Annotated in this window: 23 protein-coding genes, 1 tRNA gene and 2 rRNA genes (1 of these 26 only partly in view); 2 read left to right on the top strand and 24 right to left on the bottom strand. The window is 64.7% G+C overall.

All coding sequences use genetic code 11. The features are described from left to right. Window positions 1-12 precede the first annotated feature (12 nt). From ftsL to JIP62_RS13445, 8 genes are all read right to left on the bottom strand, one after another. Window positions 13-447 (bottom strand): cell division protein FtsL, encoded by a 435-nt coding sequence (gene ftsL, locus JIP62_RS13480; RefSeq protein WP_201102661.1) that lies wholly within the window; start codon window positions 445-447, stop codon window positions 13-15. Next, window positions 444-1,403, bottom strand: a complete 960-nt coding sequence (rsmH, locus tag JIP62_RS13475; RefSeq protein ID WP_201102660.1) for a 16S rRNA (cytosine(1402)-N(4))-methyltransferase RsmH — start codon at window positions 1,401-1,403, stop codon at window positions 444-446. The genes ftsL and rsmH overlap by 4 nt, the downstream gene beginning before the upstream one ends. Next, complete coding sequence (locus JIP62_RS13470) at window positions 1,400-1,906, bottom strand: division/cell wall cluster transcriptional repressor MraZ (protein ID WP_201102659.1); 507 nt, start codon at window positions 1,904-1,906, stop codon at window positions 1,400-1,402. The genes rsmH and JIP62_RS13470 overlap by 4 nt, the downstream gene beginning before the upstream one ends. A 340-nt stretch (window positions 1,907-2,246) precedes the next feature. Beyond that, the gene (locus JIP62_RS13465) at window positions 2,247-2,429 is read right to left on the bottom strand and encodes a CsbD family protein (RefSeq protein WP_201102658.1); all 183 of its coding nucleotides are present in this window, start codon (window positions 2,427-2,429) and stop codon (window positions 2,247-2,249) included. Between the two features lie 93 nt (window positions 2,430-2,522). Continuing rightward, window positions 2,523-2,960 (bottom strand): NUDIX domain-containing protein, encoded by a 438-nt coding sequence (locus JIP62_RS13460; protein WP_201102657.1) that lies wholly within the window; start codon window positions 2,958-2,960, stop codon window positions 2,523-2,525. A 6-nt stretch (window positions 2,961-2,966) separates the two neighbouring features. Beyond that, window positions 2,967-4,007: a sensor histidine kinase gene (locus JIP62_RS13455; protein ID WP_201102656.1), complete on the bottom strand. Its 1,041-nt coding sequence runs from the start codon at window positions 4,005-4,007 to the stop codon at window positions 2,967-2,969. A 24-nt stretch (window positions 4,008-4,031) separates the two neighbouring features. Continuing rightward, entirely contained in the window at window positions 4,032-4,457 is a 426-nt protein-coding gene (locus tag JIP62_RS13450) for a response regulator (RefSeq protein ID WP_201102655.1), read from the bottom strand. After that, complete coding sequence (locus tag JIP62_RS13445; RefSeq protein WP_230974766.1) at window positions 4,454-5,905, bottom strand: sensor histidine kinase; 1,452 nt, start codon at window positions 5,903-5,905, stop codon at window positions 4,454-4,456. Before JIP62_RS13445 ends, JIP62_RS13450 begins: the two co-directional genes overlap by 4 nt. Window positions 5,906-6,097: 192 nt before the next feature. On the opposite strand from JIP62_RS13445, the gene JIP62_RS13440 reads away from it, so the two are divergent. Continuing rightward, complete coding sequence (locus tag JIP62_RS13440) at window positions 6,098-6,820, top strand: hypothetical protein (protein WP_201102653.1); 723 nt, start codon at window positions 6,098-6,100, stop codon at window positions 6,818-6,820. A gap of 12 nt (window positions 6,821-6,832) precedes the next feature. On the opposite strand, the gene JIP62_RS13435 is transcribed toward JIP62_RS13440, so the two are convergent. The 13 genes from JIP62_RS13435 to JIP62_RS13375 all read right to left on the bottom strand — a co-directional run bounded on the left by JIP62_RS13435 (window position 6,833) and on the right by JIP62_RS13375 (window position 19,095). Next, window positions 6,833-7,294, bottom strand: a complete 462-nt coding sequence (locus JIP62_RS13435; protein ID WP_201102652.1) for a hypothetical protein — start codon at window positions 7,292-7,294, stop codon at window positions 6,833-6,835. A gap of 76 nt (window positions 7,295-7,370) precedes the next feature. Continuing rightward, the gene (flhA, locus tag JIP62_RS13430) at window positions 7,371-9,494 is read right to left on the bottom strand and encodes a flagellar biosynthesis protein FlhA (RefSeq protein WP_201102651.1); all 2,124 of its coding nucleotides are present in this window, start codon (window positions 9,492-9,494) and stop codon (window positions 7,371-7,373) included. After that, window positions 9,491-10,378: a class A beta-lactamase gene (gene bla, locus JIP62_RS13425; protein ID WP_201102650.1), complete on the bottom strand. Its 888-nt coding sequence runs from the start codon at window positions 10,376-10,378 to the stop codon at window positions 9,491-9,493. The genes flhA and bla overlap by 4 nt, the downstream gene beginning before the upstream one ends. Before the next feature lie 9 nt (window positions 10,379-10,387). Then, window positions 10,388-11,776 carry a sigma-54-dependent transcriptional regulator FlbD gene (gene flbD / locus JIP62_RS13420; protein WP_201102649.1) on the bottom strand — a complete coding sequence of 463 codons (1,389 nt, stop codon included), beginning with the start codon at window positions 11,774-11,776 and terminating at the stop codon, window positions 10,388-10,390. Window positions 11,777-11,814: 38 nt separating this feature from the next. Then, window positions 11,815-12,144, bottom strand: coding sequence for a flagellar motor switch protein FliN (fliN, locus tag JIP62_RS13415; protein ID WP_201102648.1), 330 nt, complete (start codon window positions 12,142-12,144; stop codon window positions 11,815-11,817). Then, window positions 12,144-12,806 carry a FliH/SctL family protein gene (locus JIP62_RS13410; protein ID WP_201102647.1) on the bottom strand — a complete coding sequence of 221 codons (663 nt, stop codon included), beginning with the start codon at window positions 12,804-12,806 and terminating at the stop codon, window positions 12,144-12,146. Before JIP62_RS13410 ends, fliN begins: the two co-directional genes overlap by 1 nt. Window position 12,807: 1 nt before the next feature. Continuing rightward, window positions 12,808-13,842 carry a flagellar motor switch protein FliG gene (fliG, locus tag JIP62_RS13405; RefSeq protein ID WP_201102646.1) on the bottom strand — a complete coding sequence of 345 codons (1,035 nt, stop codon included), beginning with the start codon at window positions 13,840-13,842 and terminating at the stop codon, window positions 12,808-12,810. Continuing rightward, on the bottom strand, window positions 13,842-15,491 hold the full coding sequence (gene fliF, locus JIP62_RS13400; protein ID WP_201102645.1) for a flagellar basal-body MS-ring/collar protein FliF: 1,650 nt from the start codon (window positions 15,489-15,491) through the stop codon (window positions 13,842-13,844). The genes fliG and fliF overlap by 1 nt, the downstream gene beginning before the upstream one ends. Before the next feature lie 100 nt (window positions 15,492-15,591). Next, the gene (locus tag JIP62_RS13395) at window positions 15,592-15,966 is read right to left on the bottom strand and encodes a bleomycin resistance protein (RefSeq protein ID WP_201102644.1); all 375 of its coding nucleotides are present in this window, start codon (window positions 15,964-15,966) and stop codon (window positions 15,592-15,594) included. A 37-nt stretch (window positions 15,967-16,003) separates the two neighbouring features. Next, a complete protein-coding gene (locus JIP62_RS13390) occupies window positions 16,004-17,083 on the bottom strand; it encodes a Glu/Leu/Phe/Val family dehydrogenase (RefSeq protein WP_201102643.1) in 1,080 nt (359 codons plus the stop codon). A gap of 87 nt (window positions 17,084-17,170) precedes the next feature. After that, window positions 17,171-18,184, bottom strand: a complete 1,014-nt coding sequence (locus JIP62_RS13385; RefSeq protein ID WP_201102642.1) for an alpha/beta fold hydrolase — start codon at window positions 18,182-18,184, stop codon at window positions 17,171-17,173. Continuing rightward, entirely contained in the window at window positions 18,177-18,791 is a 615-nt protein-coding gene (locus tag JIP62_RS13380; RefSeq protein WP_201102641.1) for a uracil-DNA glycosylase family protein, read from the bottom strand. The genes JIP62_RS13385 and JIP62_RS13380 overlap by 8 nt, the downstream gene beginning before the upstream one ends. Next, on the bottom strand, window positions 18,775-19,095 hold the full coding sequence (locus tag JIP62_RS13375) for a DUF3253 domain-containing protein (RefSeq protein ID WP_201102640.1): 321 nt from the start codon (window positions 19,093-19,095) through the stop codon (window positions 18,775-18,777). Before JIP62_RS13375 ends, JIP62_RS13380 begins: the two co-directional genes overlap by 17 nt. Before the next feature lie 65 nt (window positions 19,096-19,160). On the opposite strand from JIP62_RS13375, the gene JIP62_RS13370 reads away from it, so the two are divergent. Continuing rightward, on the top strand, window positions 19,161-19,595 hold the full coding sequence (locus JIP62_RS13370) for a PaaI family thioesterase (protein WP_201102639.1): 435 nt from the start codon (window positions 19,161-19,163) through the stop codon (window positions 19,593-19,595). A 112-nt stretch (window positions 19,596-19,707) separates the two neighbouring features. On the opposite strand, the gene JIP62_RS13365 is transcribed toward JIP62_RS13370, so the two are convergent. The 3 genes from JIP62_RS13365 to JIP62_RS13355 all read right to left on the bottom strand — a co-directional run. Further along, window positions 19,708-19,784 (bottom strand) — tRNA-Met (locus JIP62_RS13365). A gap of 59 nt (window positions 19,785-19,843) precedes the next feature. Next, window positions 19,844-19,958 (bottom strand): 5S ribosomal RNA (gene rrf / locus JIP62_RS13360). Between the two features lie 78 nt (window positions 19,959-20,036). Then, window positions 20,037-22,536 (bottom strand): 23S ribosomal RNA (locus JIP62_RS13355) (it continues 288 nt past the right edge of the window).

Below are 22,536 nucleotides of genomic sequence, written 5' to 3'. Positions count from 1 at the left end.
GATCGTGAACGGTCACAGATCGCCCTCCGCCACGACTTCGGGTCGAGCTTCGGGTTCGACAACGGGATCGGGTGCATCGACCACCGGCGGGGCCGCGACCGGCGCGGCTTTGGCGACTGCAGGTCCATCCCCGGAAGCCAGGGCCCCCAGCTGCTTTTCGTCCGATCTTTGAGCCACGCCGACCGGGCCCAGACCCACCTGCCGTGACAAGGCCTCCAACCGCCCGGGCTGTTCCAGACGGGCAACCTCGGCGCGGAGGAGGCGAACCCTCTCGCCGCTCTCGTCAATCTGGCGCTCGATCTCGGCGATCCGCGAGGTCTCACGCGCCGCTGCGGCCTTGGCCACATAGATGGAGGTGACCATGGCGGCGACCATCACGCCGCCAAAGATTTCGACCCAGCGAATGCCCCAGATTTTGCGATCCAGCAGGCTCAGGATACCGCTCATGCCGCCATCCTCCCCCACGCGGGGGCCGCGGTGCGGACTGCGGCCCGCAGCTTGGCCGAGCGGGCACGCGGATTGATCGCGCGTTCCGCATCGCTCGCCTCACGCGCACCCTTGAAAGCCAGGGTGAAGCTGGGCTTGCGCGGATCGATCGTCACCGGGGCGTGGCGCGACCCGGCCGGACTGTTGCCCGTGCGCTCGGTCAGGAAGGCCTTCACGATCCGGTCCTCCAGCGAGTGGAACGTCACCACCGCCAGCCGCCCACCGGGAGAAAGAGCAGCCTCAGCGGCGGCCAGACCGGCCGACAGCTCGCCCAGTTCGTCATTGACGGCGATCCGCAGGGCCTGGAACACGCGCGTGGCCGGATGGATCGGGGCGCCGCGACGTCCGCCTAGCGCCTTTTCGACCACTTCGGCCAGGTCCAGAGTTCGCGAAAAGGGACGCTCGGCACGCCGACGCAGGATCGCCGTGGCCACCCGGCCGGACTGACGCTCGTCCCCGTACAGTTTGAAGATATGGGCCATGGGCCCGTGATCCCAGGTGTTGACGATGTCGGCTGCCGTCAGCCCCTCGTCGCCCATCCGCATGTCCAGGGGACCGTCACGCATGAAGGAGAAGCCGCGCTCGGCCTGATCCAGCTGCATCGACGACACGCCGATGTCGAACACAGCCCCGTCCAGCCGGGGCACGCCGGCCACGGCCTGGGACAGGCCGGAGAAAGGCGTGCGGACCAGGCTGAAGCGGTCGGGAAAATCGGCGGCGACCGCATCGGCGAAAGGCTGGACCGTCGGATCCCGATCCAGGCCGATCACCTGCGCCCCGCGGGCCAGGATCGCCCGGCTATAGCCGCCCGCACCGAAGGTGGCATCGACGATGACATCGCCGGCGGTCGGGGCCAGGGCCTCGATAACCTCGTCAAGAAGGACGGGCGCGTGCGGGCTGGAGGATTGCAGGCTCATGCGCCGCCCTCGCCGTCCGAGGGCGAAACGACACGCAGGCCGGGGCGGCTGCGGGCCAGCAGACGCCCAGCCTCGCCGCGCTCCTTGACGGCCTGACGCGCCAGCAGGCGGCGCTCCTCGCGGCGCGCCTCCCAGCGTGCGCGATCCCAGATCTGGAACCGGCGACCGAGACCGGCGATGACCACGTCATCGCCCAGCCCGGCCTGACGGCACAGGCTTTCGGTCAGAGTGATCCGCCCGCCACTGTCATAGGCCAGCGGCTTCTGACCGGCATAGACGGTTTCTTCGAGCGCGGTGCGGTAGTCGTCGCCGAACGGCAGGTCCTCGATCATGGCCTCATACTCAGCCATCAGATGGTCGCCGCCCGCTTCCAGACAGTCGAACTGGATCGAGAGAAAGCAGAAGATTCCCGTTTCCGCGCCATTTTCGGCCGTGCGGAATTCCTGGGGGATCAGCAGGCGGCGCTTGCCGTCCAGTTGTTTCTCGAAGGTCGAGAGAAACACGCCCTGCCCATTCGGACCCTTCGGTCCGCCCCTGCTGTTCCGCGCGCCGAACGGGCCGCGCTCATCCCCAAATCATGCGATTGGGATAGCATGGGATGAAATGGGCCACAATGGGAATGGTTGACGCTTCTTAACTGTGTTGTCGTTTAGGTCGCGAAAGCAGTTCAGAGCGGAACATACACAGAACACATCAAGTATTAACAGGCTGTGGACCGATCATGGGCCGCCTTTCAGCCCAAGGGGTTAACCGCAGTCGATGGGCCGAAAAGAAAGGGTGCAGACCGCGATTGCGACCTGCACCCTCTGGGCATTTCTGGATCGGAGAGGATCCGATGACGTCTTAGTGGCGGTTGTCCTTCAGGGCGTCTTTGACGCCGCCGACCGTGTTCTGAACCTTGCCCTCGACCTGATCGGCGCGGCCTTCGGCTTTCAGCTTTTCGTCGCCGGTTACCTTGCCAGCGGCTTCCTTGATCTTGCCACCCATGTTCTTGGCGGCGCCTTCGACGCGGTCATGATCAGCCATGATGCAATCCCTTCGTTGGACACGGTCAGGGCGACCGCGCTTCGCCATAAAGAACCGGCAGTCTCGTCCACCGTTCCGTATGGCAGCGCTTGGTCAGCGTCTCAGCCACGCCGCCACGGCCCAGGCGTGGGCGTCGTGGCGCAGGCGGGCCAGGGCCTGGGCCGGGTCCAGCCAGACCAAGGCGTGGTCGTCCTCGACCTTGGCGGCGGGATCGATCGACACGCGGCGACAGGTCCAGAAGCCGCCGACATTGCGGACGGGCGAGCCGTCCGTCTTCAGAAAGGTCTGGGACGCCTCGGCAATGCGCGCGATCGGCTGAACGGTCATGCCCGTTTCCTCGACAAACTCGCGCACCAGGGCCTCAACCTCGGTCTCGTCCCCGTCGATGGCACCACCGGGCAGGTCCAGATACGTCCCCTCGCCCCGATCCACCTGGACGCAGGCCAGCAGGCCATACTCGATCACCAGGCCGAAGACGGCAGGCCGACGCAGATAGTCCAAGGCCGGATCAGGGGTGCCGAACGACAGCATGACGCCCTAGAGGTCGAATGCCAGCCGGGCGCGGACGCCCTTGTGCCCGGGATCGAACTCCACTGCCGAGCGCAGGCCGCTGGCCATGGCCGAAATGATCTTGCCGCCCAGTCCCGTACCCTTGGGCTTGCCCTCGCCCATGCCCGGCCCGTCGTCCTCGACCGTCAGCAAGGCGCGGCCGTCCGCGTCCGGGCGCAGGATGATACGGATTTCGCCCGCCTCGCCCGGCGCATAGGCATATTTCACGGCATTGGTGACCAGTTCGGTGACCACCACGCCCAGCGACACGGCCTGGTCGGTCGAGACGCGCATGGGCTCGACCTGCAAGGTCAGGCGGGGGCCGTTGGCCTCAGGCCCCAGCGACGCGCCCAATTCCTCGATCAGGCCTTCCAGATACTCGTCCATGGCCACGCTGCCCATCTCGCCCGAGGTGTAGAGGCGCCTGTGCACATGGGCGACCGCTTCGATCCGCGCCTGAGACTCCTTCAGGGCAATGCGAGCCCCTTCGTCGGCTAGATGGCGCAGTTGCAGCGACATGAAACTGGACACCAGCTGCAGCGAGTTGCCGACGCGGTGGTTGACTTCGCGCAGCATGGCTTCGGCCCGGTCGCGGGCCAGCCGGACCTCTTCTTGGGCCTCGTCCGCCTGGCGTTGCAGGCTACGGCGGATCAGAGCGTCCTCGATGGCGTTTCGCAGCAGGGCCGTGAAATCCTCGGACACGTCCTTGATGACATAGTCTGCAGCACCGGCCCGCAGGGCGGCCACGGCAATGCGGCCCTCCTGGGTTCCGGTCACATAGACGACAGGCGGCGCATCCTCGATCGCGAGGATGTCGGGCAGGACGTCCAGCCCCTCGCGGCCCGGCATGTAATGGTCCAGCGCACAGACATCGAACCCGCCGCCGCGCAGGGCCTCAAGGCCCGCATCGCCATCCGGTGCACAGGTCACCTCATAGCCGTGGCGGGCAAGCTCCTTCTGGACGAGGCGCGACAGACCGCGATCATCGTCGATGTAGAGCAGGCGGATGACCCGTTCGGGCTGGCTCACGCAGTCCCCTTCACTCGATATCGATCACTCAATGTCGGGGGCCTGGATCACCGACAAGAACAGACCCAGCTGCCGAATGGCACCGGCGAAAGACTCATAGTCCACCGGCTTGGTGATATAGACATTACAACCCAGGTCATAGCAGCGCTGGATCTCGACCTTGTCGTCCGTGGTGGTCAGAACCACCACCGGCGCGCGGCGCAGGCGCTCGTCCGCCTTGACCCGTTCCAGGATGTCCGTGCCGGACATGTCCGGCAGGTTCAGGTCCAGCAGGATCAGCATCGGCCCGTTGGCGCGCACCTCCTCGCTGAACAGATAGTCCAGAGCCGTACCGCCGTCGGCGAAATGCCGGATCTCGTTGTTGATATTGGCGCGGCGGATGTTCTTTTCGATCAGCTTGGCGTGGCCAAGATCATCCTCGACCATCACGATCTTAACGGCAGTGGTCATGTTAGGTCTCCAGCCTCTGACAGGATCAGGCGTTTGGGGAATTTGAGATGGAAAGTCGAGCCCTTGCCCAGTTCGGACTCCAGATCGATGGTGCCCCCCAGGCGACGCACGCTGTTACGGACAAAGGCCAGACCCACGCCCTCGCCCGAGCGGTCCTGCCGCCCCGAGCGCCGGAACAGTTCGAAAATCCGCTCGTGATCGCGCTCTGAAATACCACGGCCGTTGTCGACAACGCGATAGACCACCCATCCACCGGGGACCTCATGGCCTTCGATCACGATCCGGCCAGGGCGCGACGGCTCCAGGTATTTCACGGCGTTGTCGATCAGATTGCCCAGAATCTGTTCCATCGACAGACGGTCGCTTTCGATCGTCGGCAGCGGCTCGACCACGATTTCTGCGTCGGCCGCTTCGGTCTGGTGCCGCACGCTGTCGGCGATCTTGCCGACCATGGCGGTCACATCGAGAAGTTCCGGTGCCAGATTGCGACGCCCCTCGCGCGACAGCTTGAGAATGGCATTGATCAGCCGGTCCATCTTCTCGGTCGAGGCGCGGATGAAGCCGACGGCCTCAGGCATGTCCTCGCGCACGGCAAGGACGGCATCGCGCTCGATCAGATCCGGAGCCTCGCTCTCCATCCGGATGATCTGGCGATCGATGACCTTTCCGGCCTGTTCCAGCTCGGAGGTATAGCCCATCACGTTGACCAGGGGCGCGCGCAGATCGTGGCTTACGATATAGGCGAAACGCTGGATTTCCTCGTTCGCTCGGGTCAGGGCCCCGGTACGATTGCGGACCTCCTCCTCCAGCCCCGCATTGACGCGGTCCAGTTCATAGCTGGCGGCCTGGACGTCGGCGATATAGCGCCGGACCAGCCAGACGCTGATGGCGGCCAGCAGCAGCACAAGCACCCCAGCCAGGGCATTGATTCCCATGGTCAGCTTCGCGGCCAGTTCCGACTGCTGGGTCCGGGAGCTCAGGCGCTCCATCACGATCTGGTCGATGGCGGCGATCTCCGCCCGCATGGCGTCCATCGCCTCCTTGCCCTGGCCGCCGCGCACGATATTGACGGCCTCGCCCCCCCGCCCCGCCTGAGCCAGGGCGATGCTTCGCTCCATTACCACCAGACGCTGTTGCGAAAAGTCCCGGATACGCTCGACATGGCTCATCAGGACGGCATCGCCGGCAGCCAGCCGTTCCAGCTCATCGAAAAGCACGGGCAGTTCGCGGATCGCCTCGCCATGGATGGTCAGATAATCGCCCCGGCCGACCAGCAGAAAGCCTCGCTGACCCGTCTCGGCGTCAACCAGCCGCGCCAGGACATCCTTGGCCGTGACCCGGATTTCATTCCCGCGTTCGACCTCGTCGTTGAAGTCGGCGGTCCGCAGGATCATCACGAAGGTCGCCGCATTGACGATCAGCAGCAGGGCCAACGCCAGGGTGAGCATGCCGACCACCGTCCTGCCCAAGGTGGGGACACGTAAAAAACGGCCGATCGCAGCCAGCCCTTGGCGGATTTTGGAGATCATTCGGCGACGTTTACGGCACGTGCGCCGCAAGTCCAGTCGCGTCTGGGGTGAACATTCGACCCGCGAGGCGGAAGCGGTCTATGCTGGCGCAGGCTGTATGGAGGTTTTTGCATGATCTGGTGGTGGTGGATCCTTCCTGCTGTGGTCGGCGTGATCGGCGTGGTGTTCCTGGTCAGCGGTCTGGGCAGCCTGTTCCGAGGCCGTCTGTTCAGCGGGGCTTTGGGTGCGGTCGGGGGCGGTGGCCTGGTCGCCGGTGCCGTGATCGCGGCACTGGCCGGCATGAACATCCAGACCTACGCCCGCCTGACCTATGAGCGCCCGGTCGCCACCCTGCAGATCAAGAAACTGGGCCCGCAGTATTTCGAGGCCACCGTAACGCAACCGGGCCGGACCGAGACCGATCCGCCGCAAACCGTGGTCCTGCCCCTGCACGGCGACGAGTGGCGGATGGAGGCCCAGGTCCTGAAATGGAAGCCGTGGGCCAATGTCCTCGGCCTGGACAGCCAGTACCGTCTGGACCGACTGTCGGGGCGCTATCAGTCGATCGAACAGGAACTGAATGCCCCGCGCAGCGTGCATCCGCTGTCTGGCGGCGACCAGCCTCCAACGGTCATGGGGACGCCTCTGCCGTGGAAGGTCAGCGTGTGGGATGCCGCGCGCCGCTATCGCCACCGCGTCGATACCGTGGACACCCTCTACGGCAGCGCCGCCTATATGCCGATGGCCGATGGTGCCCGTTATGAGGTCTGGATCACCCAGTCCGGCCTGATCGCCCGTCCGGTGAACGCCCAGGCCCGCAACGCTTCGGCCGGCGGCTGGACCACGGTGAACTGAGGCGGCCCGGCGTCAGTCCAGGTCCCATTCCACGCTGGTTTCCCAGAAGTCGGGTCCTTCCGCGCTCACGGCGACGGAGGTGAACCGAAGGCTCTCGACGCCGGAATAGATCGCGCTTCGCCTGTTGGTCGCTACATAGCCCCGCGCCCGCCAGAAGCGCTCTGCCCTAGCGGCCAGATCGGCTTGTTCTCCGCCATTGTGACCCACCATACAGTGGACCACGCCGTCCAACGGACGCTCGATGCCCAACACCACCACCTGCCCCTGCTCGTCACGCAGACCGTGGAAGCCCGGCTCCAGCTGAGGAAAGCCTGCTGCCGTTGCGGACGAGGCCAGAGCGGCTTCGGCGCGCCCTGATCCTGCGATCCCCGCGCAAACATTCCACGCGTCCTCCAGCCTGGTGTGCTGGGCCTGGGCGGGCGGAGCCAGGGCAGCAACCGTTACGGCCAGCGCTGAAAACGTCAGGGATTTCAACAACAGACTCTCCGTCGGCAAGGGTGCCTACACTGACGTTCAGATCGCTGTTCGCCACCGTCGAAACCTGACGGGATCAGACCGTGCCGATGGTCCGCAGGCGGGCCTTGGGGTGGACCTCGTTCTGGCTCATCACCACCGTCTGGCCCCTGAACCGTTCGATGATCGAGCGGACATAGGGGCGGACCATGGGGCCGGTCAGCAGCACTGCCGTCTCGCCCGCCATGGCGGCGCGCTCGAACACGTCGCGGACGTTGCGGATGAAGTCCTGAAGCCGCGAGGGGGCCATGGCCAGCTGCCGGTCCTCGCCCTGACCGATCAGGCTTTCGGCAAAGGCGGCCTCCCATTCCGGCGACAGGGTCACGATCGGCAGAGCCCCGTCGTCGCCCCGGTGCTGCCAGCACAGCTGACGCGACAGCCGGGCCCGGACATGCTCGACCAGGGCGGTGACCGAGGTGGTGTGCGGCGCGGCTTCGGCCAGACCCTCCAGGATCGCTGCCAGATCGCGGATCGAGACCTTCTCGCGCAGCAGCGATTGCAGCACCCGCTGCAGGGTCGTGACCGTGACCACCGTGGGGATCAGTTCGTCGACCAGCTTCTTCTCTTCGCCGTCCAGTTCCTTCAGCAGCTTCTGCACCGCCGCGAATGACAGCAGGTCGGCCATGTTCTCCTTGAGGATCTCGGTCAAATGGGTGGTCAGGACCGTGGAGGGATCCACGATCGTGTATCCCCGGAATGTCGCCTCCTCGCGCAGGGACTCGTCGATCCAGGTGGCGGGCAGGCCGAAGGCCGGTTCCTTGGTGTGCTCGCCGGGCAGTTCGACCTGGCGACCGGCAGGGTCCATGGCGAGCAGCTGGCCCAGGCGCACTTCTCCAGCCCCGGCCTCCATCTCCTTGATGCGGATGGCATAGCCCTGGGTGCCCAGCCGCATATTGTCCAGGATGCGCACCGAAGGCATGACGAAGCCATACTCCTGGGCCATCGAGCGGCGCAGGGCCCGGACCTGATCGGTCAGGCGGCGCCCTTCCAGGTCGTTGATCAGGGACAGGAGTGAATAGCCCAGCTCGATCTTGACCTCGTCGATGGTCAGGGCGGTGCCGATCGGCTCTTCGACGTCTTCCTTAGGTTTGCCCGCCGATGCGGCGGCGGCGATCTCGGCCTCGGTCGGCTGAGGCTTGAGGCGGGCGCGGCCCAGACGCCACGCCATGAAGCCAGCCCCCGCGGCCAATGCCATGAACGGGATGATCGGCATTCCCGGGATCACAGCCAGGAAGGCGGATGCCCCCGCGACCACGCCCAGGCTGACGGGGTTGGTGGCCAGCTGGGAGACCAGGGCCTTGTCCGCCGATCCCTCCACCCCGGCCTTGGACACCAGGAAGCCGGCGGCGATCGAGATGATGATGGCCGGCACCTGGGTCACCAGGCCGTCGCCGACCGACAGCTGCACATAGGTGTTGGCCGCATCGCCGATCGGCAGGCCATGCTGGATGACCCCGATCAGGATGCCGCCGATCACATTGATGAAAACGATGATCAGGCCCGCGACCGCGTCGCCGCGCACGAATTTGGACGCACCGTCCATGGCCCCGAAGAAGGTGGATTCCTGTTCCAGCTCCTTGCGGCGCAGCTTGGCCTGATCCTCGGTGATCAGCCCGGCGGACAGGTCCGCGTCGATGGCCATCTGCTTGCCCGGCATGGAGTCCAGGGTGAAGCGGGCGCTGACCTCGGCGATCCGGGTCGAGCCCTTGGTGATGACCACGAAATTCACCACCAGAATGATGGCAAAGATGATCAGCCCGATGATGAAGCTGCCGCCCATCATCAGCGAGCCGAAGGCGGCGATCACTTGGCCGGCGGCATCGTGCCCTTCATGCCCGTGAGACAGAACCAGGCGCGTCGAGGCCAGGTTGAGACCCAGCCGGAACAGGGTCGAGACCAGCAGCACCGTCGGAAAGATGGCGAAGTCCAGCGGCCGCTTCATCATCAGGGCGGTCATCAGGATCAGCACGCTGGACACCAGCGAAATAGCCAGCAGCAGATCCAGCAGAAACTTCGGGATCGGCAGGATCAGCAGCAGAATCACGCCGATCACGCCGACCGCCATGCCGACCTCGCCGCGCATCAGCCAGCCGCGGATGTCGGCCCCGGACGGACGCGCCATCCCGTCCTTCAGCAAAGGGGCAGCAGGGATGTCGGTCATGTGATCCCCAGACCCGTCAGGGCCAGTCGCGTGGCCTCGGCAACGACGGCTTCCGCATCAGCCGTCCGGGTGGTGCGCTCGGCATGGAAGTAGATGGCGATCACGACCGGATCGCCCGACGGCGGATAGATCACACCGATGTCGTTGACCGGGCCATAGCCGCCGGTTCCAGTCTTGTGCGCCACACCCCAGCCGGTCGGCACCCCGGCCTTGATCCGGCCCAGCCCGGTCGGGCTATCGGTCATCCAGCGCGTCAGCAGGGCCTTCGAGGCCGTGTCCAGAGGCGTGTTCGGCGACACCAGAAGGCGGCTGATGTTGGTTGCCGACTGGATCGGGGTAATCGTGTCCTTGTCACCGTCGAGCCGGTTCATCTCGGGCTCCAGACGATCGACGCGGGTGACCGTGTCGCCGATGCCGCGATAGAAGGCACCGAAGGCCTCCAGCCCGCCCATCTCGCGGATCAGTATGTTGGCGGCCGGATTGTCGCTGACCTCGACCGTGCCCTGCATCAGTTGGGACACCGTCAGGGCGCCGCCCACGGCGGGCTCGGTGACCGGAGCATGAACGATCATGTCGGCGGCCGTAATCGGGATGGCCCGGTCCAACCGCTCCTGACCTGCCTGGACGCGCAGCAGGGTGGCGGCGGCCAGAAACATCTTGAAGGTCGAGCAATAGACGAACCGCTCGCCGCCTCTCCATGTCACGCGGCCGTCGTCGTTGAAGGCGGACAGACCGATACGCCCGCCATGGCGGGCCTCCAGCGCGGACAGGTCCAGCGTTGTGTCGAACGGTGTGACCCGCACGTCGCTGAGCGGCGCGCGGTCGCATCCGACCAGTCCGAGACCCGCCAATCCAGTCAGAACGCTTCTGCGGTCCGCGCGCATGCCCATGGATCAGGCCGCCGCATAGCCGCTGGCGGCGATTCCGCTCTGGGGCGCGGGGATGACCGTGCCTTCGTCGGCGTATTCGTTGAGCTTGTTGCGCAGGGTGCGGATCGAGATGCCCAGGATGGTGGCGGCATGCGTCCGGTTGCCGAGGCAGTGGCTGAGCGTGTCCAGGATCAGGGTCTTTTCCATCTGGGCGACGGTCTGGCCCACGGCGGCGCGCGACACGGTGTCGGCCGTCTGGGCCGCGCGGCCGGCCGGGCCGGCATCATACGGGCTGATCCCCCCGCTCAGCGGCTGGCCGTCCGGCAGGCGGATGGCCTCCACGTCGATCTCCGGGCCCACGGCCAGCAGCACCGCCCGGTGCATGGCGTTCTCCAGCTCGCGGACGTTGCCGTTCCACCGATGAGCGACCAGAGCCCGGTGCGCCTCGGGCGACAGCGGACGGGGCGGCACACCGTTGGCGGCGGCGTATTTGCGCACGAAATGATCGGCCAGCACGGCGATGTCGCCGGGTCTCTCGCGCAGCGACGGCAGGCGCAGGTTCACCACGTTCAGCCGATACAGCAGGTCTTCGCGGAAGGTGCCCTCGGCCACCGCCTTGGCCAGGTCGCGGTTGGAAGTGGCAATGATGCGGATGTTGACGGGCACCGGCTTGGAGCCCCCGACCCGGTCGATTACCCGCTCCTGGATGGCGCGCAGCAGCTTGGCCTGCAGGCGGGCGTCCATCTCGCTGATTTCGTCCAGCAGAAGCGTGCCGCCGTCGGCCTCCTCGAACTTGCCGATGCGGCGGGCGACGGCGCCGGTGAAGGCCCCCTTCTCGTGGCCGAACAGCTCCGACTCTAGCAGGTTGTCGGGAATGGCCGCGCAGTTGACGCTGATGAAGGGACGCTCCGCGCGCCGCGAATTCTGGTGCAGATAGCGGGCCATCACCTCCTTGCCGACGCCGCTTTCGCCGGTGATCAGGATGGAGGCTTCGGAGCGGGCGACCTGATCGGCCAGTCCGATCACCGCCTTCATCGCCGGGTCGGCCGAGATCATGGGCCGGTCGTCGTCGGCCACGGCCGCCAGCACCGCCGCGATCAAATCCGCATCCGGCGGCAAGGGGATGAATTCCTTGGCTCCGGCCTTGATGGCCGCAGCCGCCTCTGCCGCTGCCGCATCGACGCCGCAGGCCACCACCGGCACATGGATCCGCTCGGCCTCGTTCGCTGCGATCAGGGCGGCGATGTCGATACGGTAGTCGACCATCAGAAGGTCGGCCCCCTGCCCGCGGCGCAGTTGCTCCGTCGCCTGATCGCCGCGCTCGACATGCTGGACCTTGGCACCGTGCGCCATGGCCATTTTCACCGCCGAAGCGAGCTGTCCGCTCAGTCTGCCGACCACCAGAAGCCGCATGGGTCTTCTCCCTTAATCCGTACTCAGGATGCGGACGCCTAGGCGCCCGTGTCCTCGGTCTTGATGATTTCCGTCATGGTCACGCCCAGGCGATCCTCGACGACGACGACCTCCCCGCGGGCGACCAGGCGGTTGTTGACGAAGATGTCGATGGCCTCGCCGACCTTTCGGTCCAGCTCCAGCACGCTGCCCTTGTTCAGCTTCAGCAGCTGGGCGACGGTCATGTGGGCCTTGCCCAGCACAGCCGAGATGTTCACGGGCACGTCGAAGACCGGCGCGAGATCGGACGCCGTCTTGTCGTGGCCGTCATCGGTCGTCGCCAGGGCGGTCGAGGAGGCGAACTCCTCCAGGGGCATGTCGGCAGCCATCAGTTTCGAGTCCCATTAGGAAAGGGTTCGGCGTGTCCAGCTTCGGCAGCGAGCGCAGAGGCCAGGGCCTCGGCAAGCCGGTCTGCGGCGGCTTCGGGATCGTATTCGGCCCGCCCGTCCGCCCATTCCAGGCAGAAGGCGGCGACGGGCATGCCCGGCTCCTCCCGGAAGGCCACGGCTCCGGTAAAGCCGGCTTCCGAACACAGACGCTCGATATCGGCACGACCCGCCTCGTCCAGCGTTCGGCTGCGGATCGTCAGGCGCGGCGATGCGTCGACCTCCTGCGCCAGGCTTTCCAGCGCCGCCTGCAGGGGTCCGGTCGGCAGACGATCCAGGGCGGCGGAGGCGATCACGCGCGCAGCGGCCAGGGCCAGCTCGGCCGACTGTTCCCGATGCGCCCGCGCAACCTCGGCCAGGGCCGGCAGGCCGGTCGCCAAGGCCTGGCCGATCGTGCTGAAGGCCATGGAACGCAGACTGTCGGCCTCGGCCAGGGCGGCCTCGCGGCCCTCCAGCCGGGCCTGCGCGACCAGGGCGTCTACCTCGGCTGGCAGATAGGATCGCTTGGCCGGACGGAACGAGGAGGCGCGAACGACATCGCCGACGCCGTCGAACTCGGTGTCGAAAACGAAGGGTCGGCTGAGAATGGGGACAGGGGTGCTCATGTCAGTAAATCAGCTCGTCATCGCCGCCCTGGCCGGCCAGCATGATCTCGCCCTTGGCCGCCAGATCCTTGGCCACCTGGACCATTGCCATCTGGGCCAGGTCGACGTCCTTCAGACGGACCGGGCCCATGCTGTTCATGTCCTCGCGCATGATCTTGGCGGCGCGCTCGCTCATGTTGGAGAAGAACATCTCGCGCAGCGTCTCGGACGCCCCTTTCAGGGCCAGGCCCAGCTGGTCCTTCTCGACCGCCCGCAACAGGGTCTGGACGCCGCCGGGGTCCAGTCGCGACAGGTCTTCGAACACGAACATCAGGGCGCGGATACGCTCGGCCGCCTCGCGGTTGCGCTCTTCCAGGGCCCCGATGAAACGGGCCTCGGTCTGACGATCGAAGCTGTTGAAGATGTCCGCCATCATCTCGTGGCTGTCGCGCTTGGAGGTGCGCGCCAGATTGGACATGAACTCGGTCCGCAGGGTCTGTTCGATCTTGTCCAGGATCTCGCGCTGGACCGGCTCCATCCGCAGCATCCGCTGGACGCACTCCAGGGCGAAGTCTTCGGGCAGGCTGGTCAGCACCCGCGAGGCGTGGTCGGGCTTGATCTTGGACAGGACCACCGCGACCGTCTGGGGGTATTCGTTCTTCAGATAGTTGGCGAGGACCGCCTCGTTCACATTGCCCAGCTTGTCCCACATGGTCCGGCCGGCCGGTCCGCGGATCTCCTCCATCATCGACTCGACCCTGTCGACCGGCATGAAGGAGGCCAGCAGCTTCTGCGTCTGTTCGAAGCTGCCCATGACCGCGCCCGAGCCGCTCATGCCCGAGACGAACTCCAGCATCAGATCCTCGACGGCCTGGGCGCTGACCGTGCCCAGGGTCGCCATGGCCTGAGAGATTTCCTTGATCTCGTCCTCGTCCAGCCCCTGCCACAGGCGGGTGTGCTCCTCGCCCAGCGCCAGCAGGATGACGGCCGCCTTCTCCGGCCCTGTCAGCTTGCGGGCATCGTCGATCGCCGGCTTCTTGGAGACCAGTCGCGCCATCAGCCTTCATGCACCCAGGTGCGGAGGATAGAGGTGGATTCCTCCGGATGCTTCTCGACGAAGTCCGCCACCTTCTTGACCGAGGACGCCTTCACCTGTCCCTCGATGCGGGCGATGTCCAGCCGCTGCTCCATGTCGCTTGGCCCCATCAGCTGGCCTGCGGGCCCCGCCAGCATGCCGGCCGCTGCCCCGCCAACGGGCGAGGTCTGCAAGGTCGTGACCGACATTCCGCCGGGCCCGGCAACCATGCCCTGAGCCCCTGCGCCGGACGCGGTCTTCAACAGCGGACGCAGCACGAAGAAGATCAAGAGCAGGCCGGTGATCAGCAGAACCAGAAGCTCCACGCCGCGCATGATGTCGGCTCGGCCGAAGTCGAACATCGAAGAGCCGCCCTCGCCCGCCAGGGCCGGAGCCGCATCGCGGTTGAAGCGCACATTCAGCACCTCGATCTTGTCGCCCCGCGCCGGATCGATGCCGACGGCGGCAGCGACCAGGGCCTTGATCTGCTCGATCTCCTCGGGCGTGCGCGCCGCATAGGTGGGCTCACCCTCGCCGTTGGCCGCAGGGGTCCAGCGGCCATCGACCGCCACCGAAACCGACAGCTTCTTGACCTCGCCCGGCTCCTTTACCGTCGTGGTCGTGGCGTTGGAGATTTCGTAGTTGATCGTCTCGGTCTGGTCCTGGGAGGTCGAGCCCGCCACGGCCGCACCGGGCGCTTCGCCGCCGGGAATGTTTTCGGCCGCCGTCACACCGCCATTGGGCACGCCGGTCGTGTCCTGAGAGGTGGATCCATTGCTCGAGGTGGAGCGAACCACCTGGCCATCCGGATCGAACTTCTGCTCCTGCGTGGTCGAGCGGCTGTGGTCGATCTCCGCTGTGACCTGCACGCGGGCCGCGCCAGCACCGACGACACCCTCGACGATATCCTTGATGCGGGCCTGCAACTGGCTCTCGGTCGTCGCCTTCGCCTCTTCGGCAGAGGCGGACGTAAAGCCCTCGTCTTCGGCACCGGCGGCCAAGGTGCGGTTGGTGTCGTCCACCACGGTCACGCGGTCCGGCTTCAGGTTCGGCACGGACGAGGCGACGACGTTTCGAATGGCGCGCACCTGATCGCCCGTCAGGTCGCGACCGCCCAGGCCCACCACCACGGCGGCGGTCGGATCGGCAGCTTCGGACTGAAACAGCGCCCGCTGCGGCATGGCGATGGACACGCGCGCCGAGGTGATACCGCGCATCGACATGATCGTGCGCTGCAACTCGCCCTGCAGAGCACGCTGGGCGTTCAGGTTCTGCTGGAACTCGGTCTGACCCAGGACCGACTGGTTGTCGAATAGCTCGTATCCGACCGATCCGGACGTCACCAGACCCTTGCCGGCCAGCATCAGCCGGGCCTCTCCGACCTGGTCGCGACTGACGAAGATCGTCGAGCCGTCCCCCTTGGATGAATATTTGATACCGCCGGCGTCCAGGGCGGCGGTGATTTCCGACGCCTCGCGCAGGTCCAGATTGGAATACAGCAGGGCGTCGGGGGCCTGGCCCACACGCATCATCAGAAAGATCAGAACGGCCGTGACGCCAGCGGCCACGCCAAGGATGGCCGCCAGGCGACCGATCCCGAACCTCTGCAATGCCCCCGTGAAGCCGCCCACGCGTCCCCGCCAACTCTACTGACGAAGCTGCCGACCTGCCCCGCTAGGCAGAAACTGCCGCCCCCATGGTAAACGTGGCGTTAAGGAAGGGTGTTCGGCCTCAGATGGTCTCTGATCCGTTCTGGATCAGACGCAGCAATGTCCCGTCCGGATCGATCAGGGCACCGACCCGGCCGCCCCAGGGTTCGGTCCGGGGCGGATGCAGGCGCGGACGCCCCAGGTGGGTCTCGGGCAGACCCGTCGCCTTGCAAACGGCATAGAAACTGTCGAGGTCGTCCAGCCGCAGGCAGCAGCTGAACGAACTCGTCCGCGGGTCGATGTCCGGATAGGGAAAGAACTCCAGCACCAGATCCCCGCGGGTCAGGATCATCCAGCCCTTATCGCGCCAGCCTTCCACAAACCCCAGGGGAGCATAGAAGGCGAACGTCCGGTCGAAGTCGCTGGACGGCAGATTCGGCGTGGCATGGTCGGCCATGGTCGGCCCCTCGAAGCGAAGGGGCGACCCTATCGGATCAGGCGGCCAGCTTCATAGCCTCGGCCGCATGAATGCGCCCCTCGGCCACGGCGTCGGCGACCTGATGGGTCGGCATGCGCTGGCTGGCCGAGCGATCCAGAATCTCCTCGAAGGTCTCGATCAACCGGGCCAGCTTGGCCTCGACCCAGGCCGGATCGTAGGCCGTCCCCGTCTGGCGCGCCCGCAGTTCGGACGCCACATTGATGATACCGCCGCCATTGACGACATAATCAGGGGCATAGAGGACGCCACGTTCGAACAGGGCCTGGCCGATCTCGGCCGTCGCCAGCTGATTGTTTGCGGCACCGACCACGGCCTTGACCGACAGGCGATCCAGGGTCGTCGCATTCAGCGTCGCGCCCAGGGCGCACGGCGCATAGATATCGGCCGGCACGTCATAAATGGCGTCAGGAGCCACGATCCGGGCACCGGTCCGCGAGGCGACCTCGGCCAGCAGGCCCGCATTGACGTCGGTCATCACCAGCTTGGCCCCCGCCGCCGCCAGCTTGTCGGCCAGGTAGCCGCCGACATGGCCGATCCCCTGGATGGCCACGGTCAGACCGGTCAGATCGTCCTGCTTCCAAAGACGCCGCACGACCGCCAGGGTGGAGCGATAGACGCCCTCGGCCGTCACCGGGCTCGGGTCGCCCGAGGCTTCAGGACCATCCTTGAGGCCCAGGACATAGGCCGTCTCCTGGCGTGCCACGGCCATGTCGGCCACCGACACCCCGACGTCCTCGGCTGCGTAGTAAACGCCGCCCAGGCTTTCGACGGCACGACCGAACGCCTGGAACAGCTCGGGCGTCTTCTGGGTGCGGGCGTCCCCGATGATGACCGACTTGCCGCCCCCCATCTCCAGATCCGCCACGGCATTCTTGTAGCTCATGCCCTTGGACAGCCGCAGCACATCCTCCAGCGCCTCGGCTGAGGAGGCATAGTTCCACATCCGCGTGCCACCGCAGGCCGGTCCGCGCGCGGTCGAATGGACCGCCACGATCGCCTTGAGACCGGTCTTGTCGTCATAAAAGGCGTGCACGCCCTCATGATTCGAAAAAGACGGCGAATCGAACAGCGTCATGCCCATAGCAGGCGTCTCCCTGGGTATTTTTTTGTTGGAAGATGATTAGGCCCGGGCGTCTAACACGGCAAGCGTGGCGGTTTCGCGTCAGCGCGACCTCAGGGCCTCAAGAACAGGTGGCGCGGCCGACGGCAGCGGCGCTGACGGGTCCCTGACGAACGCCGCAACATCGCGATAGACGACCTCTGCCTGCAGATCACGGTTCAGGATGTGATAGCCATCGGCGTAATAGGCCGTGCGCAGCGTCGGCGGCGCGCCGGCACGCTCCAGGGCGCGACGCATGGGCCCGGCCTGGATGATCTGATCGTCGGCACCATACATCAGCAGCGTCGGCACGGGGACCCGGCCGAGGCTGATGCTGGCCGTCTCCATCAGCCCGACCAGACCGGACAGGGTGTCAAACCGCGTGGACAGGAGGCTGTCAGGATCACGGCCGTTGCGGATCAGTTCGACTGTATTGTCCGATGACACGATCCGCCGGACGGCCCATTCCGGCGCCTCGACCGCCCTGTCGCCCAAGGCCCGGGCCGCGACCCACAGGCTGACGCGATTCAGGGGCGACTGACTGGACCAGCCCCAGACGGCCGGCGCGAGCAAGACCACCTGGTCGGCAGTGGGGGCCCGGTCCGAGGTCATGGCGGCGATCGCCACCGCCCCGCCCATGCTTTCGCCCACAATGGCCACCCTGGCACCAGGATGCCGCGCCCGAACCAGGGCCACGATCGTGCGCAGGTCCTCCAGCAGCAACGCGCCGGCCCACTCGCCGCGCCCTGGGGCTTGGCCGAACCCCCTCTGGTCATAGGCATAGGTCGCGATACGCTGCTCGGCCCACCAAGGCCCCGCCAGCCGGTATGAGGCCTTGTGATCGTTCATCCCGTGCAGGGCCACGATCACGACGGCGGGCTCTACCCCTTGCGGTGCCCAATACAGGAAGGGCAGCCGGGCCCCGTCCTGCATCACGAAGGCGCGGTCCGCGATCTGCGGGCCGGCAAAGTCCGGCGGCGGGGTCAGGGCCGCTTGAACGTGCGGCGTGGCGCAGCCGACCAAGGCCAGGGCCAACGCCAGAACCGGGCCGATCGAGCGAAGCGCTGGTCTAAGCATCGGCACGGAGGATACCGCCGACCCTGTCCCGGAGATAGGGCAGGATCTCTTCCTCAAACCACGGATTGCGCCGCAGCCACGCCGTGTTGCGCCACGACGGATGGGGCAAAGGCAGGATCGACGGACCGTAATCGCGCCAGGCCCTTACGGTGTCGGTCATCGTCCGTTTCACCCGGTCGCCCAGGGCCCAGGCCTGGGCATAGCCGCCGACGAGCAGCGTCAACTCCATCCGCGGCAGCGCCGCCAACAGACGTGGCCGCCATAGTTCGGCGCAGCGTCTGGGCGGCGGATAATCCCCACCCTTCACCGCCGTGCCCGGATAGCAGAAGGCCTGCGCCGCCACGCCAATGCGTCGGTCAGCATAGAAGGTGGCATAGTCGACGCCCATCCAATCGCGTAGCCGGTCGCCGGATGGATCAGTGAATGGCAGACCGCTTTCATGCACCCGCCGCCCCGGGGCCTGGCCACAGATCAGCAGGCGCGTCTGGTGAAAGACCCGGACGACGGGGCGCGGCACATGCGGCAATTCTCCGGCACAGGCGCGGCAAGCGCGGATGTCGGCCAGGACGTCATCCAGATCCGATGAACGATCAGGCGAAGTCGTCATCGTCCGCAGTGGCGGTCGGAAGGGCGGCGAGAGCCGCCGCCGTCTCGGCCTCGGTCGGCAGCCGCAGACGGATCACGCCTTTGACGCTGGACGGATCAACTGCCTTGCCCTTCTTGGTGATGGTCAGCCGGCCCTGACGCATCAGACCCAAGGCGACGGCCTTCACCCTGGGCAGCATGCGCTGCCATTGTTCAGGCTGCAGAGCCTTGGCCACCTCGGCAGGCTCTATGCTCTTGCCGCCGACGCCTTTTGGATCGGCTGCTGATAATTTTTCGAAGATGGCTGTTTCGATGGGGTCGCTCATCGCCCCTATATGCTGCATTGCGAGACAGATAAGAAGTCCGCACGATTCAAGAGGCAAAAGGCGAAATGGTCGGCACGATCACGGTGACGGAAGGTGAGTTCGCCGGCTGGCTGACCTGGGACCTGAAAGGGACGTTCGATCAAACCGTCGGCCCCTTCTATTTCCGCATCGAGGAGGACGGACGGGCCCGGTCCGCATTCCGCGCTGAGCCGCGCCACATGAATGCGGGTGGCCGCATGCATGGCGGAGCCTTGATGACATTCGCCGACATCGCCCTGTTTCAGACAGCCTATAACGAGATGGAAGGACGCAGTGGCGTGACCATCCAGCTGGATTCCAACTTCATCGACGGGGCCTATGCTGGCGAACTCGTGGAGGCGACGGGTGAGGTTGTGCGTGCGGGCGGCAGCCTGGTTTTTGTGCGGGGTCAGATTACGGCGTCCGGGCGAACGCTGATGACCTATTCGGGCATCATCCGCCGCTTCAAGCCGAAGGAGTGAGGGGGATCACCGGGCACCATGCACCGGCTGGCGGGCGGGCGCTGTGCACGGGCACAGACGACCTGGGATCCGGGCAACAAAAAACCCCGCAGCGAGGCTGCGGGGTTGATTTTGGGTGCGGGAGCAGGATTTGAACCTGCGACCTTCAGGTTATGAGCCTGACGAGCTACCGGGCTGCTCCATCCCGCGGCAAACGGTAGTAAGTGAAGGAAGAGGGTTCGAGGGAGACATTCTTATGTATCTGGTAGACCCGGCGGCGACCTACTCTCCCGCGCCTTGAGACGAAGTACCATTGGCTCTGGAGGGCTTAACGACCGAGTTCGAAATGGGATCGGGTGGGGAACCTCCGACATAGCCACCAGGTCAACCGGATACATAAGAATGAGAAGACATCGTCGCGATATTTATCGGCAAGTAGAACCGAATGAGTTTTGCTGAGAAACGATCAAGCCGATCGGATTATTAGTACCAGTAAGCTTCACGCGTCACCGCGCTTCCACACCTGGCCTATCAACGTGGTAGTCTTCCACGATCCTCAGCGAAGCCTTGTTTTGAGGTTAGTTTCCCGCTTAGATGCTTTCAGCGGTTATCTATTCCATACATAGCTACCCTGCTGCGCGGCTGGCGCCACGACAGGTCCACCAGAGGTATGTCCATCCCGGTCCTCTCGTACTAGGGACAGATCCTCTCAAGCTTCGAACACCCACGGCAGATAGGGACCAAACTGTCTCACGACGTTCTGAACCCAGCTCACGTACCACTTTAAATGGCGAACAGCCATACCCTTGGGACCTGCTCCAGCCCCAGGATGTGATGAGCCGACATCGAGGTGCCAAACTTTGCCGTCGATATGGACTCTTGGGCAAAATCAGCCTGTTATCCCTAGAGTACCTTTTATCCGTTGAGCGATGGCCCTTCCACGCGGGACCACCGGATCACTATGGCCGACTTTCGTCTCTGCTCGACTTGTCAGTCTCGCAGTCAGGCGGGCTTATGCCATTGCACTCGACGACCGATTTCCGACCGGTCTGAGCCCACCATCGCGCGCCTCCGTTACACTTTAGGAGGCGACCGCCCCAGTCAAACTACCCACCACGCCATGTCCCGGGACCGGATAACGGCCCTCGGTTAGACGTCAACGACAGTAAGGGTGGTATTTCAAGGATGGCTCCACCAGAGCTGGCGCCCCGGTTTCATAGCCTCCCACCTATCCTACACATACGGTCGCTAACGCCAAGGCGAAGCTATAGTAAAGGTTCATAGGGTCTTTCCGTCTGACCGCGGGAACCCCGCATCTTCACGGGGAATTCAATTTCACTGAGCCTGTGCTGGAGACAGTGGGGAAGTCGTTACGCCATTCGTGCAGGTCGGAACTTACCCGACAAGGAATTTCGCTACCTTAGGACCGTTATAGTTACGGCCGCCGTTTACCTGGGCTTCAGTTCGACGCTTTCACATCTCCCTTTAACCTTCAGGCACCGGGCAGGCGTCAGACCCTATACGTCGCATTGCTGCTTCGCAGAGCCCTGTGTTTTTGCTAAACAGTCGCTACCCCCTGGCTTGTGCCACTCATTTCCGGTTGCCCGGAGTGAGTCACGCTTATTCCGAAGTTACGCGTGCAATTTGCCGAGTTCCTTCAGCACAGTTCTCTCAAGCGCCTTGGTATACTCTACCTGACCACCTGTGTCGGTTTCGGGTACGGTCTCTGCTAGAGTTATTTCCAGGGACGACGCCACTGCCGGGAACAATCCAATAAGCCCCGACAACTTATGCCATCCGTCACTTCTAGCTGGTGCAGGAATATTTACCTGCTTCCCATCGACTACGCTTTTCAGCCTCGCCTTAGGGGCCGACTAACCCTGCGCAGATTAGCTTTACGCAGGAACCCTTGGTCTTTCGGCGACAGTGTTTCTCACACTGTTTATCGTTACTCATGTCAGCATTCTCACTTCCGATACCTCCAGCCAACCTCGCAGTTGACCTTCACCGGCTTACGGAACGCTCCGCTACCGCATGCACATAGTGCACACCCATACCTTCGGCGAACGGCTTAAGCCCCGTTACATTTTCCGCGCAGGATCGCTTGATCAGTGAGCTGTTACGCTTTCTTTAAAGGATGGCTGCTTCTAAGCCAACCTCCTGATTGTCAAAGCAATCCCACATCGTTTCCCACTTAGCCGTTACTTGGGGGCCTTAGATGATGGTTAGGGTTGTTTCCCTTTTCACGACGGACGTTAGCACCCGCCGTGTGTCTGCCCGATAGTTCTCTTGGGTATTCGGAGTTTGGTTAGAATTGGTACCGCTCGCGCAGCCCGCATCCATCCAGTGCTCTACCCCCCAAGGAATACGTCGGACGCTCTACCTAAATAGATTTCGCGGAGAACCAGCTATGTCCAGGTTTGATTGGCCTTTCACCCCTATCCACAAGTCATCCCAGAATTTTTCAACATTCACGGGTTCGGACCTCCAGTAAGTGTTACCTTACCTTCATCCTGCTCATGGATAGATCACCTGGTTTCGGGTCGTCATACGTCGAACTTGTCGCCCTATTCAGACTCGCTTTCGCTACGCCTACACCTAACGGCTTAAGCTTGCTCGACACATGAAGTCGCTGACCCATTATACAAAAGGTACGCCGTCACCCCGCTTGGGGGCTCCGACTGCTTGTAGGCTTCCGATTTCAGGATCTGTTTCACTCCCCTTGTCGGGGTGCTTTTCACCTTTCCCTCACGGTACTTGTTCACTATCGGTCGCAGAGGAGTACTTAGGCTTGGAGGGTGGTCCCCCCATGTTCAGACAGGATTTCACGTGTCCCGCCCTACTCGAGTCTCTTGCTGTTTTACGGCTACGGGGCTGTCACCCACTATGGCCGACCTTTCCAGGTCGTTCGCCTTTATGTCACAAGAGCACTGGCCTGGTCCCGGTTCGCTCGCCACTACTA

This window comes from Brevundimonas vitisensis (genome assembly GCF_016656965.1).
GTDB classification, from domain to species: domain Bacteria; phylum Pseudomonadota; class Alphaproteobacteria; order Caulobacterales; family Caulobacteraceae; genus Brevundimonas; species Brevundimonas vitisensis.
The sequence above is the reverse complement of the archived record's forward strand: the minus strand, read 5'-3'. Positions and strand labels throughout refer to the sequence as shown.